The sequence below is a fragment of the Mangrovimonas futianensis genome (assembly GCF_021245805.1).
Classification (GTDB): domain Bacteria; phylum Bacteroidota; class Bacteroidia; order Flavobacteriales; family Flavobacteriaceae; genus Mangrovimonas; species Mangrovimonas futianensis.
The window spans coordinates 316,383-335,796 of sequence record NZ_JAJJNF010000003.1 but is presented as its reverse complement, the minus strand read 5'-3'; the positions used below and the strand labels follow the sequence as shown (position 1 = coordinate 335,796).

16 protein-coding genes are annotated in these 19,414 nt (G+C 36.5%); 5 read left to right on the top strand and 11 right to left on the bottom strand.

From position 1 onward, the window contains the following. The first annotated feature begins 89 nt into the window (after window positions 1–89). The 4 genes from LOK78_RS06855 to LOK78_RS06840 all read left to right on the top strand — a co-directional run bounded on the left by LOK78_RS06855 (window position 90) and on the right by LOK78_RS06840 (window position 4,254). Window positions 90–1,046, top strand: a complete 957-nt coding sequence (locus tag LOK78_RS06855; RefSeq protein ID WP_232634424.1) for a glycosyltransferase family 4 protein — start codon at window positions 90–92, stop codon at window positions 1,044–1,046. Between the two features lie 120 nt (window positions 1,047–1,166). Beyond that, window positions 1,167–1,925, top strand: coding sequence for a class I SAM-dependent methyltransferase (locus tag LOK78_RS06850; RefSeq protein WP_232634423.1), 759 nt, complete (start codon window positions 1,167–1,169; stop codon window positions 1,923–1,925). Between the two features lie 6 nt (window positions 1,926–1,931). Continuing rightward, entirely contained in the window at window positions 1,932–3,368 is a 1,437-nt protein-coding gene (locus LOK78_RS06845) for an MBOAT family O-acyltransferase (RefSeq protein WP_232634422.1), read from the top strand. Window positions 3,369–3,372: 4 nt separating this feature from the next. Continuing rightward, a complete protein-coding gene (locus LOK78_RS06840) occupies window positions 3,373–4,254 on the top strand; it encodes an LB_356 family protein (protein WP_232634421.1) in 882 nt (293 codons plus the stop codon). A 10-nt stretch (window positions 4,255–4,264) separates the two neighbouring features. On the opposite strand, the gene LOK78_RS06835 is transcribed toward LOK78_RS06840, so the two are convergent. The 9 genes from LOK78_RS06835 to LOK78_RS06795 all read right to left on the bottom strand — a co-directional run bounded on the left by LOK78_RS06835 (window position 4,265) and on the right by LOK78_RS06795 (window position 13,308). Then, window positions 4,265–5,164 (bottom strand): hypothetical protein, encoded by a 900-nt coding sequence (locus tag LOK78_RS06835; protein WP_232634420.1) that lies wholly within the window; start codon window positions 5,162–5,164, stop codon window positions 4,265–4,267. Window positions 5,165–5,176: 12 nt separating this feature from the next. Further along, window positions 5,177–6,148 carry a sulfotransferase family protein gene (locus LOK78_RS06830; RefSeq protein WP_232634419.1) on the bottom strand — a complete coding sequence of 324 codons (972 nt, stop codon included), beginning with the start codon at window positions 6,146–6,148 and terminating at the stop codon, window positions 5,177–5,179. A 5-nt stretch (window positions 6,149–6,153) separates the two neighbouring features. After that, window positions 6,154–7,377, bottom strand: a complete 1,224-nt coding sequence (locus LOK78_RS06825; RefSeq protein ID WP_232634418.1) for a glycosyltransferase — start codon at window positions 7,375–7,377, stop codon at window positions 6,154–6,156. A gap of 24 nt (window positions 7,378–7,401) precedes the next feature. Beyond that, complete coding sequence (locus tag LOK78_RS06820) at window positions 7,402–8,424, bottom strand: glycosyltransferase (RefSeq protein ID WP_232634417.1); 1,023 nt, start codon at window positions 8,422–8,424, stop codon at window positions 7,402–7,404. After that, window positions 8,376–9,167, bottom strand: coding sequence for a glycosyltransferase family 2 protein (locus LOK78_RS06815; RefSeq protein ID WP_232634416.1), 792 nt, complete (start codon window positions 9,165–9,167; stop codon window positions 8,376–8,378). Before LOK78_RS06815 ends, LOK78_RS06820 begins: the two co-directional genes overlap by 49 nt. A 9-nt stretch (window positions 9,168–9,176) precedes the next feature. Beyond that, window positions 9,177–10,142, bottom strand: a complete 966-nt coding sequence (locus LOK78_RS06810) for a sulfotransferase family protein (RefSeq protein ID WP_232634415.1) — start codon at window positions 10,140–10,142, stop codon at window positions 9,177–9,179. A gap of 16 nt (window positions 10,143–10,158) precedes the next feature. Further along, window positions 10,159–11,433, bottom strand: coding sequence for an ABC transporter ATP-binding protein (locus LOK78_RS06805; protein ID WP_232634414.1), 1,275 nt, complete (start codon window positions 11,431–11,433; stop codon window positions 10,159–10,161). A gap of 3 nt (window positions 11,434–11,436) precedes the next feature. Then, on the bottom strand, window positions 11,437–12,303 hold the full coding sequence (locus LOK78_RS06800) for an ABC transporter permease (RefSeq protein WP_232634413.1): 867 nt from the start codon (window positions 12,301–12,303) through the stop codon (window positions 11,437–11,439). 612 nt (window positions 12,304–12,915) lie between these two features. Continuing rightward, complete coding sequence (locus tag LOK78_RS06795) at window positions 12,916–13,308, bottom strand: hypothetical protein (RefSeq protein ID WP_232634412.1); 393 nt, start codon at window positions 13,306–13,308, stop codon at window positions 12,916–12,918. Window positions 13,309–13,858: 550 nt separating this feature from the next. On the opposite strand from LOK78_RS06795, the gene LOK78_RS06790 reads away from it, so the two are divergent. Next, window positions 13,859–14,608 (top strand): hypothetical protein, encoded by a 750-nt coding sequence (locus LOK78_RS06790; RefSeq protein ID WP_232634411.1) that lies wholly within the window; start codon window positions 13,859–13,861, stop codon window positions 14,606–14,608. Window positions 14,609–15,787: 1,179 nt separating this feature from the next. Here LOK78_RS06790 and LOK78_RS06785 read toward each other — a convergent pair. Both LOK78_RS06785 and LOK78_RS06780 read right to left on the bottom strand, forming a co-directional pair. Beyond that, entirely contained in the window at window positions 15,788–16,756 is a 969-nt protein-coding gene (locus tag LOK78_RS06785) for an SDR family oxidoreductase (protein WP_232634410.1), read from the bottom strand. A gap of 1,356 nt (window positions 16,757–18,112) precedes the next feature. Beyond that, complete coding sequence (locus LOK78_RS06780) at window positions 18,113–19,399, bottom strand: nucleotide sugar dehydrogenase (protein ID WP_232634409.1); 1,287 nt, start codon at window positions 19,397–19,399, stop codon at window positions 18,113–18,115. Window positions 19,400–19,414: the final 15 nt, after the last annotated feature.

Here is a 19,414-nt window from a genome sequence, read left to right as displayed (position 1 = left end):
ATTGGTTGTTTAATGTTGTTCATCTGGCCGAAAATTACAAACTATTTTTTAGGGAAATATCTATTCCTCAAATCTCCACCATACATCATGTGTGTAAAGAAGAATTCCAAAAAATTGAAGAGGCCTCTAAGGCTACTCTAATTCATGTAGTGGCACCAGAATGGTTAAGCTTTATAAGACAAAAAACAAATACTCCTATATTTTTAGCCTCTTTAGGAATTAATATAGAATCCTTTAAAGGAAGAAAAATAAACCTTTATCACGGAGAAGGTGTTTTTAAAATAGGAATGATGGGATCTTATCCTGGAAAATATAATAGAAAACGTTTGGATGTTGCCTTTGATGTGTTAAGTGAATTAATAAAAAAAAATGAAAATGTAGAACTGATTTTACAAGGAAATGGTTGGGAAAATTTATATGAAGTTATGGAAAGTCTCAATATTAAATACACCCATTTTAGGCAAACCTCTGACAAAAATGCCCATAAATTTTTTGAAAAAATACATCTTTATTTATGTACATCCGATTACGAAGGTGGTCCTTTACCTGTATTAGAAGCAATGGCTTGTGGAATTCCTGTCGTTTCTACAGACGTAGGAATGGCATCTGTGGCCTTATCTAAAGGAGGAGGTATTTTATGCCCTAGAGGAAATATCAAAGCTATTACTAAAAGCATACTTATTCTCAAAAATAATAATAAGCAATATTTAGATTATGCCAATCAAACCAAATTATTAATCAAATCTTTTGATTGGAAACAACAAAAAAACTCATTTGAAGAATTATATAGAAGTGCTATAATATTGTGGGAGAAAAAGAATAAAAGGTCTTGGAGGTTTAAAGAAAAAAAAACGAAAGCTATAAAACAACGTAAAAAGGAATTAATTTATGATAGTTACAGAGAGTCTATAAGCTTATTCCAAAAAGGTAATTTCAAACAAGGCCTTTTAATAAGTTCAAAGTTTTTGTTTAGTTCTAAGGTGGATTTAATTAGAAAAAAAATGATGCTTTATAGAATTTTAAGAATAATTGTAAAAACCAAATGAGTTAGTCACAAAAAACATAGAAAAGAAATAAAAATCAAATCACAATACAAGATAACTATTATATTTAAAAATCTTAGCATCACCCCAATTTTAGATAAAAAAGCTATTAAACACCTCAATATGACTTTCGATCAAGTAAACCAAAAAGTTAAAGGCGTGCCTTACATCTCAAAAAATAACGCCAAATCTCTATATGATTTCATTATAAAAAACAGACCCAAACACATTTTGGAATTGGGCATTGCTCATGGCACTGCCAGTTGCTATATGGCTGCAGCACTTGATGAAATTGGAGGAGGAGAGCTAACTTGTGTAGACCTTTTAGAGGTCAAAGACAGTTTCAAACCCTCCATAGAAGAACAACTTAAATCATTGGATTTGGAAACTTATGTAGAAATTCACAGAATGACCTCTGGATACAATTGGTTCTTGCATAACGATATTAAATCCAGCTCCACCAATGAAAATAAAATCTGCAAACCAAAGTATGATTTAATCATCATTGATGGGCCAAAAAACTGGACCATCGATAGTAGTTCATTTTTTCTTTGTGACAAGTTATTGAATCAAAACGGTTGGATCATTTGGGACGATTATAAATGGACCTATGCAAGAGCAAACAAAAGAAAAGATGCTACTGACGGGATAACCCATAGAAGCATGTCTCAACAAGAATTGACAACACCTCATATTAAGGAAATTTTTGAACTGTTGGTTATGCAACATCCCAATTACGATAATTTTATAATTCAAGAAGATTCTGATTGGGTATGGGCACAAAAAACCAAACAGACATCAACTAAAAAAATAACATATTCCCATTCCCACTCCATTCAATATTACATCATTCAGAAAATAAGAAAATTTCTAAGAAACTAAATACCCATGCTATTTAACTCCATCGATTTTGCTATTTTCTTACCAATTATTTTTTGCCTTTATTGGATCGTTACCAAAAATAATTTAAGGCTACAAAATCTTTTAATTGTCTTAGCGAGCTATGTGTTTTATGGTTGGTGGGATTGGCGGTTCTTATCCTTGATTGTTTTTAGCACCTTGGTCGACTATACGATAGGCCTTTCTCTACAAAAAGAGTCCAGGCAAATTAAGCGTAAAGCTTTACTATGGACAAGTATTTTGGTTAATTTGGGCTTTTTAGGCTTTTTTAAATATTATAATTTCTTCTTAGAAAACTTTATAACCGCTTTTTCCTTTTTTGGGCACAAATTAAATGTCAAAAATTTAAACATTATTTTACCTGTAGGAATTAGTTTTTATACCTTTCAAACATTGAGCTATAGCATCGATGTATATCGAAAAAAACTAGAGCCAACTAAAGATATTATTGCCTTTGCCGCTTTTGTTAGTTTCTTTCCTCAATTGGTTGCGGGTCCCATTGAGCGTGCCACCAACCTATTACCTCAATTTTACATTAGAAGACAATTTCAGCATGCCAAAGCCGTAGATGGGTTGCGACAAATACTTTGGGGGTTATTTAAAAAAATGGTCATTGCAGATAACTGTGCTGCTGTGGTTAATACAGTTTTCAATGAGCCTCAAGATTTCTCAGGAAGCACCTTGGCTTTAGGAGCTATATTTTTCGCCTTCCAAATTTATGGCGATTTTTCAGGCTATTCAGATATCGCCATTGGTACGTCCAGACTTTTCGGGTTCAACCTCAAGCAAAACTTTGCATTCCCTTACTTTTCTAGAGACATCGCCGAATTTTGGCGTAGGTGGCACATCTCTCTCTCCACATGGTTTAGAGACTATCTATACATTCCACTAGGAGGCAGTAGAGGCTCTAGAATAAAAGTGATTAGAAATGTATTTATCATCTTTATTATAAGTGGCTTTTGGCATGGTGCCAATTGGACCTTCATTATATGGGGAGCTTTAAACGCCATATACTTTTTACCATTATTGTTGACCCATAGAAATAGATCTCATTTGGATGTGGTGGCATCTCACTCTAGATGGCCTTCCTTTAAGTCATTCTTAAGCATGTTGGGGACCTTTGTGTTAACAACTATTGCCTGGATTTTCTTTAGAGCAGAAAACATGCACCAAGCCATTTTATACATAAAAGGTTTATTCAATAAATCCCTGTTTTCTATCCCTGAAATAAGACCAACAAATATTTTAGTTCTCCTTATGATTTTCATTTGGATCGAGTGGCTGGGAAGAAGAGATCTGTATGCTATTGAAACACTGGGTCTAAAATGGAAACGACCTTTGAGACTGGCGTTTTATTACATCGTGGTCATTATCATTTTCTTGTTTAGTAAAAACGAAAAAACGTTTATTTATTTTCAGTTCTGAACCAATGAAGGCATTTACAAAAAAAACAATCTTCTTTTTTAGCCTTCTTTATATAGGTATTCTAGCATCAGTGGGCTTGAGTAATGGGGTCATCAATTCAAAAGCTAACTTCAAACTAGAACCTAACATCAACAAAATAGTCTTAGGCAACTCCCATCCTGCAGGCACGTTTAATGATTCCTTGATTTCAAACTTTAAAAATTTGGCAGACCCTGGGGACTGTTATTTTTATGGATACCTAAAATTAAAAGAGCTATTAAAACAAAATCCCCAAATAGATACCGTTTTTATTGAATTCAATCCCAAAACCATACTCAAGTGGGAAGATAGCAAGCTATGGCGAAAACATCAAATACCAAATTACCTCCCATTTTTTGAATGGCAAGATCATTACTTACTTGCTAAAAGCAATGCATTAGCTTATCAACAAGAACTGATAAAAGGAATAGTCAAAAACATAAAACGCATCAAAGAAAACCAATACCAATACATTGATTCCATTGGTGGTTTTAGGCATGTCACTGCCTCCCGTATACATGCTATTCTTGACACCATTACATACAACCCAAAGAAACAATATAAAATGTCGGATATCCAGCTTTCGGAATATGACATAAAATATCTTAAAAAAATGGTAGCATTGGGAAAGGATAAAAACATTCAATTAATTTTTGTAAGATCACCCTACCATAAAAAATTTGATGCTCGCAACTATGAAGACCTATTTCAAGCCTATAGAAAAGCGCATTTTGGAACGATTCCTTTCTTAGATTTTAAGGACTTCAATGTTGATGATTTAGAGTTTAAAGACCCTGAACATTTAAATTATAAAGGAGCTAGAAAATTCTCGGTTTGGTTTGAAAAACAATCTCTAAAAAATGAGTAATATGAATTATTTATTTCTCATCAATCCAGTTAGCGATGATTGTTGATACAACCTTTCCTGACTCTTTTTGTAAATGATTCCCATCAGTATAATGAAATTCTGTATTTAGCGATGTCATATCGAGATAGCCGTCACACAAATCAATAGCACTTTCAATATCTTTATCAAAATAAGGCATTAAGTAATCATCCAGTTCCATCATTTTAGGATGCACGGGTAACCTGACTAAATAAACTTCTCCATTTTCTTTTAGAAATTTAATCGTTTCCTTCAAATACTTAAACCGGTTTTGTGAAAATTGAGCATTTTGAAGCATCCCTTCTCGGTACTTTTTAACTTTCTTAGAAACATTTTCTATTTCAGTAAGGGAATCAAGCTCTACATTAACTTCAAGCCACCCATTGTCATGTAAAAACATATTTGATTGCTTATCAATTATTAAGTCGTAGTACCTGCCTTCCCTATTTAATAATAAATAAAAAGGATTAGGTTTAATATTTACAACGGGAGTATTTCCTAGTGCCAATTTTACCTCTCTAAAGGATAAAGAATCATCAGGTACTTTTGTAAAACTACTCAAGCTCCAAGGGTCTACTGTAACTATAAAAATACCTTGCTTTGAACTAGTGTCTAGTTTTTTCTTAACACTGTTTAAATAAGTACTACCATAAGGGCTGTGTAATACCGAAAAAGAATAATTAGAAAATTTTATTTTAAGGATAGAATCAAATACCTTTGGTTGCAACCCTTGTGCCGCCCTTGAAGTACCTAAAATTAAGCTGCTTTGTTTTGGGGTAGTAAACTTAATATAAAAAGAATCTGAGTATCCATCGGCTTTTGAAAAAATACCAAACAGTAATAAAAGAGAAACAAACAAAAAGACACCTGTTTTGAAGATAAAAGGTTTCATGCTTGGATAAATTTATTTTTTATAAAACCATTTACTTAAAACCTCCTGTTCAACAAGCTCATCTAAGCCCAATAATTCATTATAAAAATAAGTGTCTAAAAATTTTTTGGTTTCAGGGTTTATAACGGGTGGCGCCTGCTCTTTTCTCGGATTTAATTTTGAATGAAGTTTATTCACTACCTTAACGAAAAATGGCCGGTTTTTCTCTTCCTGAGCCCAGATAAAAGGCAAGTCATTAGTGTATTTCATATTACCCAAGCCACGTAACAAATTATTTTTTTGAATTTGAAGCTTGGTACTTTTTGGTAGCACAGCCTTATTGGTATGGTTATCCCAGACTTGTTTGGGAAATTCAGCAAACTCTATATTTAGAAATTCGCACAAATCTTTGATAACAACCTGTTGATTACTGATTAAGTCTTCAAATACAATAATTTTAATTTTTTCTTTAGGAATAAATTTAAAGTAATTTTCAATCTGGTCTTTATAAAGACTTCTATGGACTATAGAAAAGGGATTAAATCTTAAGGTATCCTCAAAAGTATAAGTAGCTCTTCCCGTTCGTAATAGGTGGTAATAATTGGAATAGGCTCTCATGGTTGGCTGTCTTAAAACAAAAATAAGTTTAATTTCCTTCTTCTGTAAGGCAATCCTTTTAGCGGCTACTTTAGAGGCTAAATAGGTAGTTGAGTCTTCTCCCTTTAACAAAGATTCCTTACCCCTAAACTTGCTATGATACCAATCCCACATGACCCTAGGATTTTCTTCCATAGATTGAAAAACCCACTTTTTATTATTGTAAAAATTGAAATCACTATGTTCTAATATATTGTCAATATCAAAAAAACCAATCTCCTTTTTTGGGATAAATATTTTAGGGTGACTGCTTAAAATTCGGTGAATCGTACTCGTTCCGCTTTTCATAGCACCTCCAATAATAAAATCTGGTAACAAGTCTTCTTCTGGAGCAATCCAATTAGTCATAAGTTTTAATTTTTGTACAAATTAATAAAGCGCTCAGTCATCAATTCCAATGAGAAATTAGTCATAGCAAAGTCTCTTGCTTTTAGACTCATCTTCTTGTATAGAGACTGCTGTTCTAAAAATGTCAAAATAGCCTGAGCATAAGCTTCTACATCCTTTTCTTTAACCAACCTCCCTGTTTCACCATCCTGTATGGTATAGGGAATGCCTCCATTATTAAAGGCAACCACGGGCAAGCCCATGGCTTGAGCCTCTGCTGTTACTACCCCCTGGGTCTCACAACGTCCTTTAGAATCGGTTATGGAACACATTAGATATAAATGATGGGTTTCTAATTCTTTTTTAATCTCCTGTTGAGACAACCTCCCTTCTAATTTCACTTTGTCTTTGAGGCCTAAAGCCTCTATTTGTTGCCGCAAACTAATATCTAAAGGCCCATCACCCACTATGGTATAAACCACCTCAACTCCTTGATCAATCAACAATTTAACAGCTTGAATGGCATAATTAAAACCTTTAAACTCAATGAATCTTCCAACTGATATTAATCTTACAGCTCCTTTAAGCGGTAATTCCTTGCCTATTTCCCCCTTAAAATAACCCAGATCAACCCCCATTGGGATAACGTGTATTCTTTCCCTTTTACATCCCAATGCGAGAACCTTATCCTCCAAATAAGGAGTATTTACCGTTACATGTTCACTTTCTTGAAACAAGGTTTTATATATACGTTTCAGATGATTTAGTTCATTAGCGTTTTTAACATGGGCATCATGCCCATGAAAGGTGGTGATAATTTTGCCCTTAATGAGACCTGCCTCCTTCATTTCCGAAAGACCTATACCTCCCGAGGCAAACTGCACATGAAACACATCAATGCCTTGAAGCTTTCTGTAAAATCTAATCAAGTAAGGTCTGTTTAATAGACCATGTCTTAAGGTTCCCTTGAAAGATTGCCGCCAATATTTAAAAAATCGAACAGCCAAAATCCCTCCCAACAATAACTGTTTCCATTTTGTTTCAGGAATATGATAATTAATCATCAAAGTATCCTTTAATAAATCATGAGCTTCAAGAAGTTCTTTCTGTGATGATTGTTCTAAAGATCCCAACCTATGGGTTAAGACCTGTACATTAAATCCCCGGTTTTTAGCCGCTATCATTTGATTGACCACAAAAGTTTCAGATACACTGGGAAAGTCTGGCACAACAAAACAAATGGTTTTCATGAGATTTAAAATAACTTCAAATAATCAATAGAAAGCTCTTTTTTTAAGAGCCCAAATAGGTTGCAACCAATTATAAAATTGTGCCCCACGATAAAGTCCAAACCATTGGATAAACCTCCAATAATAAGTTTTTTCACTTAAAAAACTGGGAGCCCTAATGTCATCAAACCGTTTAGCAGCCCGCTTAGCTAATTTAGGAAACCTTTTCCTTATTCGCCTATATTGCATGTAATATAAGCGTTTGGGATAGCTCAACAATAAAGGATCACAATCAACCAATAACGCTTCTATTTTAATGTAACTATTAAAAGATGATTTTACCTTAGCTTCACTATTTAATTTCCCCAAGCTATTAGGCAACTGCCTATAGTAAGCTAAGATTTCGTTACAACAAACTACTTTTTCAGCCCAAAATAATATTCTCGAAAAATACTCACCATCATTATTGTTCAATATGTTAACATCCCATATACCCGCTTTAGTAATCAAGGACTTTTTAACCAGCCAAGAAACGGTAAGTATAAACCAGTTCTCCATCCCAAAACTAATCATTAGTTCTTTCCCAGTTCGAACCTGATCATGTTCTAAGTAAGTAAAACGAAATTGCTTTTGGGCATCTTCCAAAGTGTTTTTAAAATTTATCCAAGGACTATAACATAAATCAGCATCATGCTGCTGCATGAGGTTTATCTGTTTTTCAATTTTAGTTGGCACCAAAAGATCATCGGCATCCAAGAACTGAAAATAGTCCCCAGTAGCTTTGCCTAAACCAAAATTTCGAGCATTAGAAGCGCCACCGTTAGGGATACTGTAACATTGAACCCCTTGAGATTGAAATTCAGGAAACAAATCTAGGGTGCCATCGGTAGAACCGTCATCCACCACTATTATTTCAATATGCTGAAAGGTTTGGTTTAGGGCACTATTAACTGCTTGCTTTAAATAATTCTTTGAATTAAAGGTTGGGATGATAATGCTTACTAAAACATTACTTTGAATCATATTCTTTTCTTTAATAGTAGGCTTTCTTTTCGCTTCTGTAGCCATAAGGCAATTTTAACTATTCTATGACCCCTCAATTTATTATAAGCTTTGTTCTGTTTTTTGTATTCCTTGAGGAGTTTCAAAAAATAGGGGTCAAAATTTTCCCGTAAATAACGTTTACGTTCTTGATGTCTTAACTCAAAATCACTACTTATGCCAGGGTTTTCAAAATAGCAAACAACCAAATCTATGTACCTAGAAGAGGCATTTTTGAAAATTATTGCTTGGATGGTTAAATTCCTATCACTGCTGCATTTATAACTAGTATCATATCTCAAACCATCTTGAAACAACGATTGTTTATAAAACTCCGCTTGATGAGCTAGAGTATTAACCAAAACAGTTCCAATGTTTAAAGTTGTGGGCATATATTTCCTACTCCATCCTTTACCACTTCTTACCAAAGGATCGCCATAAACAATGTCTTCTACAGGTTTAAAGGCAACAAAATTTTCTATGACTTTAGAGTGTACTAACCAGTCGCCACTATTTAAAAATAATAGGTAAGCCCCAGTAGCTTTTTCAATGCCTTTGTTCATGGCATGATAAATCCCCTTATCAGGTTCACTCACCGAATAGGCCAATTGGTCATTATTTTGCTCTATAACCTCCACACTGCCATCGGTAGAGCCTCCGTCAATCACAATATATTCTATTAAATCATAGGTTTGCTCCAACACACTGGTCATGGTTTTTTTCAAACCTTCATCATTATTGTAATTTATGGTGATAATGGAAATAGTCATGACAGTTAATTAGTTCATTTTAAATAGCCGTTGAACCGCCTTTAAAGGTTTCAATATTAAATCACCAACTTGAAAAGTAGTAGAAGACCTTATGTCATTTAATTGCCTGTTCAATTTCCAAATCAAATCTTCCATATTAAAAAAGGTATTGAAGGTCTTTGTTTCTTGTCCTCCATTACTTTTATAACCTCCGTATTCAAACAAAAAATCCTCCGTTAAATAAGCCTCATACCCCAATAAAAATTGATTGGTAAAATAAGATTCCCTATTAATATCCGTACTTTTTTTAACCGGCTTTACAGAATTTTGCCTTGGATCACCAAACTTCCCTTTATACTTAATATTATTAGTGGTTTCTAAAACTTCTTCTGAATACTCAATATCCAACCATTTGTATAGTTTTTGAGTCGTTCCGCTCAAATCTGATATTAGTTCTTCATAGGTCAACCCAAAAACTTGAGGGTTGTTGTTGTTTTTCTGTAGAAATTCATGTAGAACTTTAGGTGCCAACAATAAATCTCGTTGAAATCTAAAAAGTTTCTCTATAGATGTTGTATTCCAAGTATTTATGATTGACCTGCCCACATCCAATGGATTACGTTTTAGTACAATGAAATGGCTTTTAGGAAACAATGCCATGAGTTCTTCAATTATCTCCCAATACCTTGGAGTTTTATCTATTACAAAATCATAACCTGAAGCCATAGGCTGATATAGTTGCAAAACAAATGATTTCAACCTCTCGTTGAAATCTAACTCTGGATACTTTAATAAAAATTCTTCAAATGCATCATAAGTCCAACGCTGATTATACCCTGACTGAATCAATTTAGGTTTTAAAAATGGAGTGAAATTGAGCATAATCCATGGTTCGCTACAAGTATTTACTTGGTTGTTATTAGACAACAAATTCTGCAAATAGGTTGAACCACTCCTAGGTTGTGAAATAATAAATATGAGCTTTGACTCTTCCAATTTTCAACAATAACTTTTAAAGTAATTTTTCGTGAATCCAATCATGCCTTGTCCAAACAAACCCCTTACTATTGGTCAAAAGGTGTCCACTATTATATACATCGAATGGTTCAACTTCAAAAGAAAGTACATTATCTACCTTAAAAAACCAGTTCATATTAGCTCTTGTAAATCCTAAATTCAACCAATACTGTCCACCCGTTAAGGGTAATTCATCTATTTCCAAAATCATTTTACCTTGTTCATAAAGTGAATCGATAGGCTTCCCACTTATTGGAAAGTTACTAAATCTCATCATTTCTACATCATTTTCATTCATTATCTGCACCACAAAGGATGGACTTATTACCTTCTTTTTCAATGAATAAACGATTTCTATTTGAAGGTCAAATCCAGACTGTATTGTTCTGTGTTTTGATTTGAGGGAAATATCTTCAATTTTAATTTCCTGAGATTCACAGCTCAACAATTTTGTATTATTTAAACCGAAATTAATGACGCCATCATTCAAATATCTATTTACCACTTCTTCTGATGTACCTTCAAATACAAGTTTACCATATTCTAGCATAATAGCCCGAGTACACAAGCTTTTAACCGCTGCCATATTATGGCTCACAAACAAAACGGTACGCCCTTCACCTTGACTTATATCCTGCATCTTCCCAATAGCTTTTTTTTGAAACTCGGCATCTCCTACAGCCAAAACTTCATCAATAACCAAAATATCAGGCTCTAAAAAAGCAGCTACTGCAAAAGCCAGTCGAACCCGCATCCCACTGCTATAACGCTTCACTGGGGTATCCACGTACCGAGCACACCCGCTAAAATCAATAATGGCATCTTCTTTGGCACGTATTTCCTTTTTGGTCATGCCCAAAATTGCTCCGTTCAAATAAATATTCTCCCTACCCGTGAGCTCGGGGTGAAACCCAGTTCCTACTTCCAGCAAACTGGCAATCCGTCCTCGGGTCTTAATCTCCCCTGTAGTAGGCGACGTCACCCGTGATAGTATTTTAAGCAGCGTACTCTTACCGGCACCATTCTTACCAATAATTCCCAACACCTCGCCTTGTTGTACTTCAAAATTAATGTCCTGCAACGCCCATACATAATCGCTATCAGCCTCCGTACTTCTATCATTAACTGAACCTACCTTCAAATAAGGATCCTCCTTTCCTCTCAATCTATGCCACCACCTGTTAAGGTCATGACTCAAAGTACCCGTACCCACCGTTCCTAGGCGGTATTGCTTGCTAATGTTTTCGGCTTTTAAAATAACTTGACTCATAAACTACACAGAATCCACAAAGGTTTTTTCAGTTTTATTAAAAACAAGCAACCCAATAAAGAAAGTAAAAACGCTTATGATAAAAGTAAGCAACAACTTATCCCAATCAAAAGTTCCCGAACTTAAAAACATAAAACGAAATCCTTCCACAATTTGAGAAACCGGATTATACGCAACAAACTGAGCTACAAAATCTGGGAATTTTCTATGGGCTTCAGCAATAGGATAAGGTACCGCCGAAAGATACATCAATAAAGACACTCCAAAACCCAATAAAACATTCAAATCTCGATATTTGGTGGTCCAAGAGGAAACCAACATCCCCAATCCCAATCCCAGCAAAGCCATCATTAGTACATAGATAGGAAACAACAACAAGTAAAAATTGGGACTAATGGTTTTCCCATCAATAACATAATAAAGATAAAAACAACCGAAAATAAATAATTGAATGCCAAACTTAAGCAAGTTGGAAAAGGTAATAGATAAAGGCATAATAGCCCTTGGAAAATAGACCTTCCCAAAAATCCCTTGGTTCTTCAAAAAGGTACTTGAAGTCCCCATAAAGCATTCCTTAAAATAGTTCCAAGCAGTAATACCTGCCAAATTAAAAAGAAATGGTGGAACAGGACCCGTTTGAATCCCTCCCATACGGTTAAAAATTAAAGTAAAAATAACCGACGTGAACAATGGCTGAATAAGATACCATAAAGGTCCTAAAATGGTTTGCTTATAAACGGTAACAATATCCCGTTTCACAAACAAAAACAACAAGTCGCGATACCGCCAAATCTCCTTCAAATTGAGATCCAACAACGAATGCTTAGAAGATATGGTATAAAGCCAAGGGGCTTCTTGCTTGGTATTCAAAAATAGCTTGATTAATAGGTTGATGCTAAGATAAGAATTGCAGAACCTTATAAAAATGTTTTGGTGAAAAATGGATGAAGTTGTTAATAAAATGAATGTTTTTGAAAAAGTATGAAATTGAAGGTAGAAGTTAAGTGATGTTTAAGCAAATAAGATAACCACAACTCAATCCCACTTGGCTTGGTTCTCGATACACCTCCCTACAGTCGGTACTCGAACTGACAACGTCTTTTTAACCTCCCCATGTCACTTCGAGTGATTTAATGGAGCGCAGCGGAATAAAATTGTATCGAGAAGCTTGTCACTTCGAGCTTTGTCACGACATTCATCGTCGGGATGGTTCGAAGAGCAACGGAGAACGATTGTATGGAGAAGTCACCAAACACCAACAACTAAAAACCAAACACTAAAACAGTTAATTAACTACGCTGAACCTCCAATTTCAAGTTGACAGATGTCTTTTCAACTTACTAGCGCAACCTCGTTTTTCATTATTCATTATTAATTATTCATTGAACATAGTCTTGGTTCTAGGCTCTCACAACTAAACATTAATCAGAAATCAGGAATTAAAACCACATTACTAATCGTTAATTGATAATTGTTAATTGCTTAAGCTATTTCCTGAGCTTCATCATCCTCCAACTCCTGATCCCTATTCTTTAAAGACTTCGGACTACAAAAAATATCAAAATCGGGATGGTGTAAATAAGAATTCACATCAATTTTTCCTTCCTTCATCATATAACCTTGACGCAATTCTTCTTGGGTCATCGAAGGTAAATTTTCAAATCGCGTGGAGTTAATATATTCAAAAACCACATTCAAGGGCACCGAAAAACAATAACAAAAATCATAAATACTAACAGGCGATCGGGAAGTCAATCCACGTTCATCACGCACATACTTCAACATCCTTCTAGCAGATCGAATGCATTGACCTGTCATATGGGATACGTCCGTAGAATCAATAAATAACTTCTTTTTTTTAGGGGACATGCTCATAACATAAGACTTTAAAATTCAATAAATTAACTAATGAATCCCAAGCTAATAAGTAATACGTTTAAAAAATATAGAAAGCAAAAACTTTCGACAAACAACATTATTTAAACATGTTTTTTCTGACATATTGTAATATTTGTAAGAAATTTTACGTATTAACCTACTTTTTAAAACGCTTCATCGATTAACATATACAAACATCGATAAAATATAATTCATCCTACAATTTACAATTTCATGTTTAAATGCGGTATAGCTTAAGTATGGCTCAAGTACGGATAGTGTATGGTAAGTGTATGAAACCCCAAAGCAATTTGACCCTTTCAACAAGGTCCTTGAGCCATAAAACAAGAAAGTTTTCCAAATTTTAAGACCTGTTTCGGACAAGAAACCCCAAAAAGGTCATATTCGGACATCTGGAAAAATCCACTGCCCTTTAATTCCCAACTTGCTTCTCGAAACAGAACAGCTCCATAGTCCCAAAGGCGCCAGGGTAAGAAAGCGAGCAGTTCCTTTCAAAAGTTTATATATTAATTTTAATAATTTTAACATGGCGAAACTTCGCAGCTTAATAAAGATCGAGGGAACCCTGGACGATCTTACCTTTTACAAGGGCAAAGAGGGGTATTTGGTGAAAACCAAAAGTGGAGTGAGTGCAAACAGAATCAAAAACGATCCTGCTTTTGCCAGAACTCGTGAGAACGGATCCGAATTTGGAAAATCGGCTTCTAGTGGTAAAATACTTAGAAGAGCCATTTTACCATTGATGGAAGATGCCAAAGACAGTCAGGTCACCGCACGGTTAACCAAAGTGATGACCCAGATTAAAAATTTGGATACCACCAGTCCTCGTGGACAACGTGTTGTGGAAGTGGGAATTACTACTCCTTCAGGTCAACAAACCCTAAAAGGGTTCAATTTTAACGACCGGGCCATTCTTAGCACGGTACTGCTGAGTGATGTAGGTTTAGATACAGCCACAGGAGAAATCACTTTAACCGATTTCATCCCAGCTCAAAACCTATCGGTTCCAGTGGGAGCAACCCATGTAAGCTTAACAAGTGGTTTTCTAAATTTGGATTTCGAAACGGGAGATAAGGACTTACAACTTAGTCCAGTTTCCAACTTACCTATTGATAATACAACCACCACGGTGACCCTAACCCCTGCCGCTGTTCCCACAGGAACCGGCACCCAAGGGTATTTCCTAAAAGTGGCCTTTTATCAAGAAGTAAACGGAATCCAATACCCGTTAAACAATGGGGCATATAATGCCCTGGAAATTATGGAAGTCTTATAACCAAAAAGACTCCCGCTCCAAAAGACCGCCCCTAATCAAGGCGGTCTTTTTTTTTTAAAAGGCTCCCCTCTTTAGACAAAGAGGGGTGGACAGCACCAAGCATACTTGGGGCTGAACGGGGTGTTTGACCCTAAGCCAAAAAAAATAATGATTCACCGTGTCTCCCCGAGCGCAGTCGAGGGGTTACTTTAAAATCAATTTCCTTCTAAGAGGTCTCGACTGCGCTCGACCTGACAACTAACTTTTAATTATTAAAACGCCTGTCGTCCAGAACTGTCACACTGAGCATGTCGAAGTGTTGTTTCAGGATCTCCTTGAACTCCATTTCGGCAACGCCGAATAACCACCGACCTAGTTTTTAAACCGTAGTAAAATCAAAAAGCTGCTTTGCTTGGGTAAAGGAGCGCCGGACAAGCGTAGCGATTGTGGCGCACAGGATAAAGCAGATTTGTCAGATTTTCATGGTGTAAAAAGTAAGTAGTAAATTCCAATAAAAAGGAACAAAATGTAAGGCGCTTCGACAAGCTCAGCATGACAAGGAATGTTTGAAGTAATATTGAAGAATCATTTCGGCAACGCCGAATAACCACCGACCTAGTTTTTAAACCGTAGTAAAATCAAAAACCTGCTTTGCTTGGGTAAAGGAGCGCCGGACAAGCGTAGCGATTGTGGCGCGCATGATTAAGCAGGTTTGTAAGATTTTAAAGGTGTAAAAAGTAAGTCTAGCATTTTTTGTTACTTTTTTGGGCGATGCAAAAAAGTAAATCCAAATAAAAATGAGCAAATATGCTTCGACAAGCTCAGATGACAAAGAAAGTTTAAAGAAAACAGGGCGCCCTTTTTGGTTCTCGATACACCTCCCTCAGTCGGCACTCAAACTGACAGACGGCTTTTTAATTCACTTTCTTGTCACTTCGAGTGATTTTATGGAGCGCAGCGGAATAAAATTGAATCGAGAAGCTTGTCACTTCGAGCTTTGTCACGACATTCATCGTCGGGATCGTTCAAGGAACAACGGAGAACGATTGTATCGAGAAGTCAATTAACAAAGGACTCACTATTCCCCATTCACTATTCTATTTTCTATGCTCTATATTCTTTTCTCTTAAAAATAATCCGTCTTGACTCCTAGCTCTAGCATCCTGTATCTCCAATTGATAATTGTTAATTGCTAATCGGTCATTGTTCATTGAAAACCTTCCAGGTCAAGCCCAACCCTTCCTTCACAGTTACCTCGGGTTCATAGCCCAACAAGCGCTGACCTTTAGAAATATCTGCCAACGAATCCCGCACATCTCCCATACGTGGCGGACCATAAATGGCTTCAAGATCTGATTCTGCGGCTTCCTTTAAAGTATGCCACAAAGTATTGACCGAGATTCGCTCCCCACAAGCTACATTAAACACCTCATTGGCAGCCTCCTTGCCAGCAAAAAAACCTTTTACATTGGCTTGTACTGCATTGGCTACATAAGTGAAATCACGGGTCTGCTCCCCATCGCCATTAATCTTAGGCGGTTGCTTTGTTTTCAGCGCTTGCATAAACAAAGGAATAACCGCGGCATAGGCACCATTTGGACTCTGCTTGGGACCAAACACATTAAAGTAGCGCAGTCCAATGACATCAGTACCATAGGTTTTACCAAACACATCGGCATACAATTCATTCACATACTTGGTTACAGCATAGGGCGATAAAGGCTTTCCAATAATAGCTTCCACTTTGGGCAAACTGGCACTATCGCCGTAAGTGGAACTAGATGCCGCATAGACCATTCGTTTCACAGACGGACTATCTTTCAAGGCAATCAACATATTCAAAAATCCTGAAATGTTCACGGCATTGGTAGTCGCTGGATCATCAATCGATCGAGGCACCGATCCCAAAGCTGCTTGGTGAGAGACATAATCCATCCCTACCATGGCTTTATGACACATATCCAAATCACGAATATCCCCTTCCCATAGCTCAAATTGAGGGTGCTCCATAAACTCGGTAAGATTCTCCCGGTATCCATTGGAAAAATTATCCAACACGCGCACTTTCTTGGCTCCATGGGCCAATAAATAGGCTACTAAATTAGAACCGATAAAACCTGCACCACCAGTCACTAAAAATGAACATTCCTTGATTAGATCTGTTACCATACCTTGTCTTTAAGTAACGTAAAGATAGCGCTTTATATAGGCTTTAAAAATCATCTAGCCAGATTTTAATCGAAATTATGGAATGAAGAAAGTTCCCTATCCCTTTATATTCACTCATTATCTTCACTAAACCTGAAAGCTCCCCTCTTTAGTTAAAGGGAGGAGCCATATCTGATATCCTTAAGACTACAATGAAAACCCATTGCAATAGTTTTTATCCGTATAAAAAGTCAAAACCATATTTCGGCAAAGCAGAAAAACCGATGTTTTTGAATCGTTTTGGATTAAGGTAATTACGAAGCATATCATGATTCCATAAAAAATAATGATTCACAATGTCTCCCCGAGCGCAGTGGAGGGGTTAATTTAAAACCGTTATTCTTCCAAGAGGTCTCGACTGCGCTCGACCTGACAACTAACTTTTAAATATAAAAACGCCTGTCATCCTGAACTTGTTTCAGAATCTCCTTGAACCCCTTTCCTGCAAAGCCGAATAACCACCGACCTAGTTTTTAAACCGTAGTAAAATCAAAAAGCTGCTTTGCTTGGGTAAAGGAGCGCCGGACAAGCGTAGCGATTGTGGCGCGCATGATTAAGCAGGTTTGTAAGATTTTCAAGGTGTAAAAAGTAAGTCTAGCATTTTTTGTTACTTTTTTGGGCGATACAAAAAAGTAAATCCAAATAAAAATGAACAAATATGCTTCGACAAGCTCAGCATGACAAGAATGTTTGAAGTAATATTGGAGAATCATTTTGGCAAAGCCGAATAACCACCGACCTAGTTTTTAAACCGTAGTAAAATCAAAAACCTGCTTTGCTTGGGTAAAGGAGCGCCGGACAAGCGTAGCGATTGTGGCGCGCATGATTAAGCAGGTTTGTAAGATTTTCAAGGTGTAAAAAGTAAGTCTAGCATTTTTTGTTACTTTTTTGGGCGATGCAAAAAAGTAAATCCAAATAAAAATGAGCAAATATGCTTCGACAAGCTCAGCATGACAAGGAATGTTTGAAGAAAACAGGTAGCCCTTTTTGGTTCTCGATACACCTCCTTACAGTCGGCACTCGAACTGACAGACGGCTTTTTAATTCACTTTCTTGTCACTTCGAGTGATCGTTCGAAGAGCAACGGAGAACGATTGTATCGAGAAGCTTGGCAATTCGAGTGGTTTTGCGACAGTAGAGAGCAAAATTGTATCGAGAAGTCTATTATCTATTTTCTTTGTTCTATAATCTTAAAAACCAATCTATCTTGGCTCTTGACTCTTGGTTCTTGCTACTTAAACCTGAAACATTAGGCTGGCTAATGCCCACTAAGCAACACATTGCTCATTGCTCATTGTTAATTGTTAATTGAAACTGTCACAACCTCGCATCCACCAACTCCCTTGGCAGTAAAGACTTCACATCAAAAACAACCGTTTTATTTGCTTTCATCCTGGCTATATTCAAATCTAAAAACTCCTTATGTGATACCGCCAAAATAACAGCATCATAGGTGGCTGCCAATTGGGAAGCGTCACTTATTAAGGGAAGCCCGTACTCCTCACGCACCTCATCCTCAGAAGCCCAAGGATCATAAACATCCACTTCGATATCATAGGTTTGAAGTTCTTCAATAATATCAATTACTCGCGAATTACGAATATCAGGGCAATTCTCTTTAAAGGTAATACCGAGTACCAAGACCTTAGCTCCTTTAATAGTTGCTCCTTTCTTGATCATCATTTTCACGGTTTCGGTCGCTACATAACCGCCCATACTGTCATTCATTTTACGACCAGCTAAAATAATCTCAGGATCATAACCCGCTTCAATGGCTTTTTGTGCCAGATAATAAGGATCCACCCCGATACAATGACCTCCTACCAATCCTGGGGTAAATTTGATAAAATTCCACTTGGTTCCTGCTGCTTCCAAGACCGCTTGGGTATCAATATCCAAAAGACGGAAGATTTTAGAAAGTTCATTGACAAAGGCGATATTGATATCCCTTTGGGAATTCTCGATCACCTTAGCTGCTTCTGCCACTTTAATGGAGGGGGCTAAATGCGTGCCTGCTGAGATAATGGAACGATACAAAGCATCGACTTCTTGGGCTACCTCGGGTGTACTTCCAGAGGTCACTTTTAAAATCTTGGTAACCGTATGCGTTTTATCTCCAGGGTTGATACGCTCAGGAGAATAGCCAGCAAAAAAGTCCTGATTGAAAGTCAAACCAGACATCTGTTCCAAAATAGGGACACAAAACTCTTCGGTAACTCCAGGATACACGGTCGATTCATAAATAACAATGTCGCCTTTTTTAAGCACTTGCCCCACGGTTTCACTTGCCTTTTGCAAGGGGATAAGTACAGGTCGCTTCAGAACATCAGTGGGTGTGGGAACCGTGATAATAAATATTTGACTATCCGCCAAATCCCTTGTCTGATCGGTGATAAATAAGCCCTTATCATCTACAGTATTAGCAAGCACCTCCTTTAATTCTCCATCAGATACTTCTAAAGTATGGTCAGTTCCTGAACGTAATTCCGCTACCCTCTTTTGATTGATATCAAACCCTACAGTAGGGTATGTTTTACCAAACTCAACAGCCAAAGGGAGTCCCACATACCCCAAACCAATTACTGCAATCTTTTTATTACTCATTTTATTGTATATCGT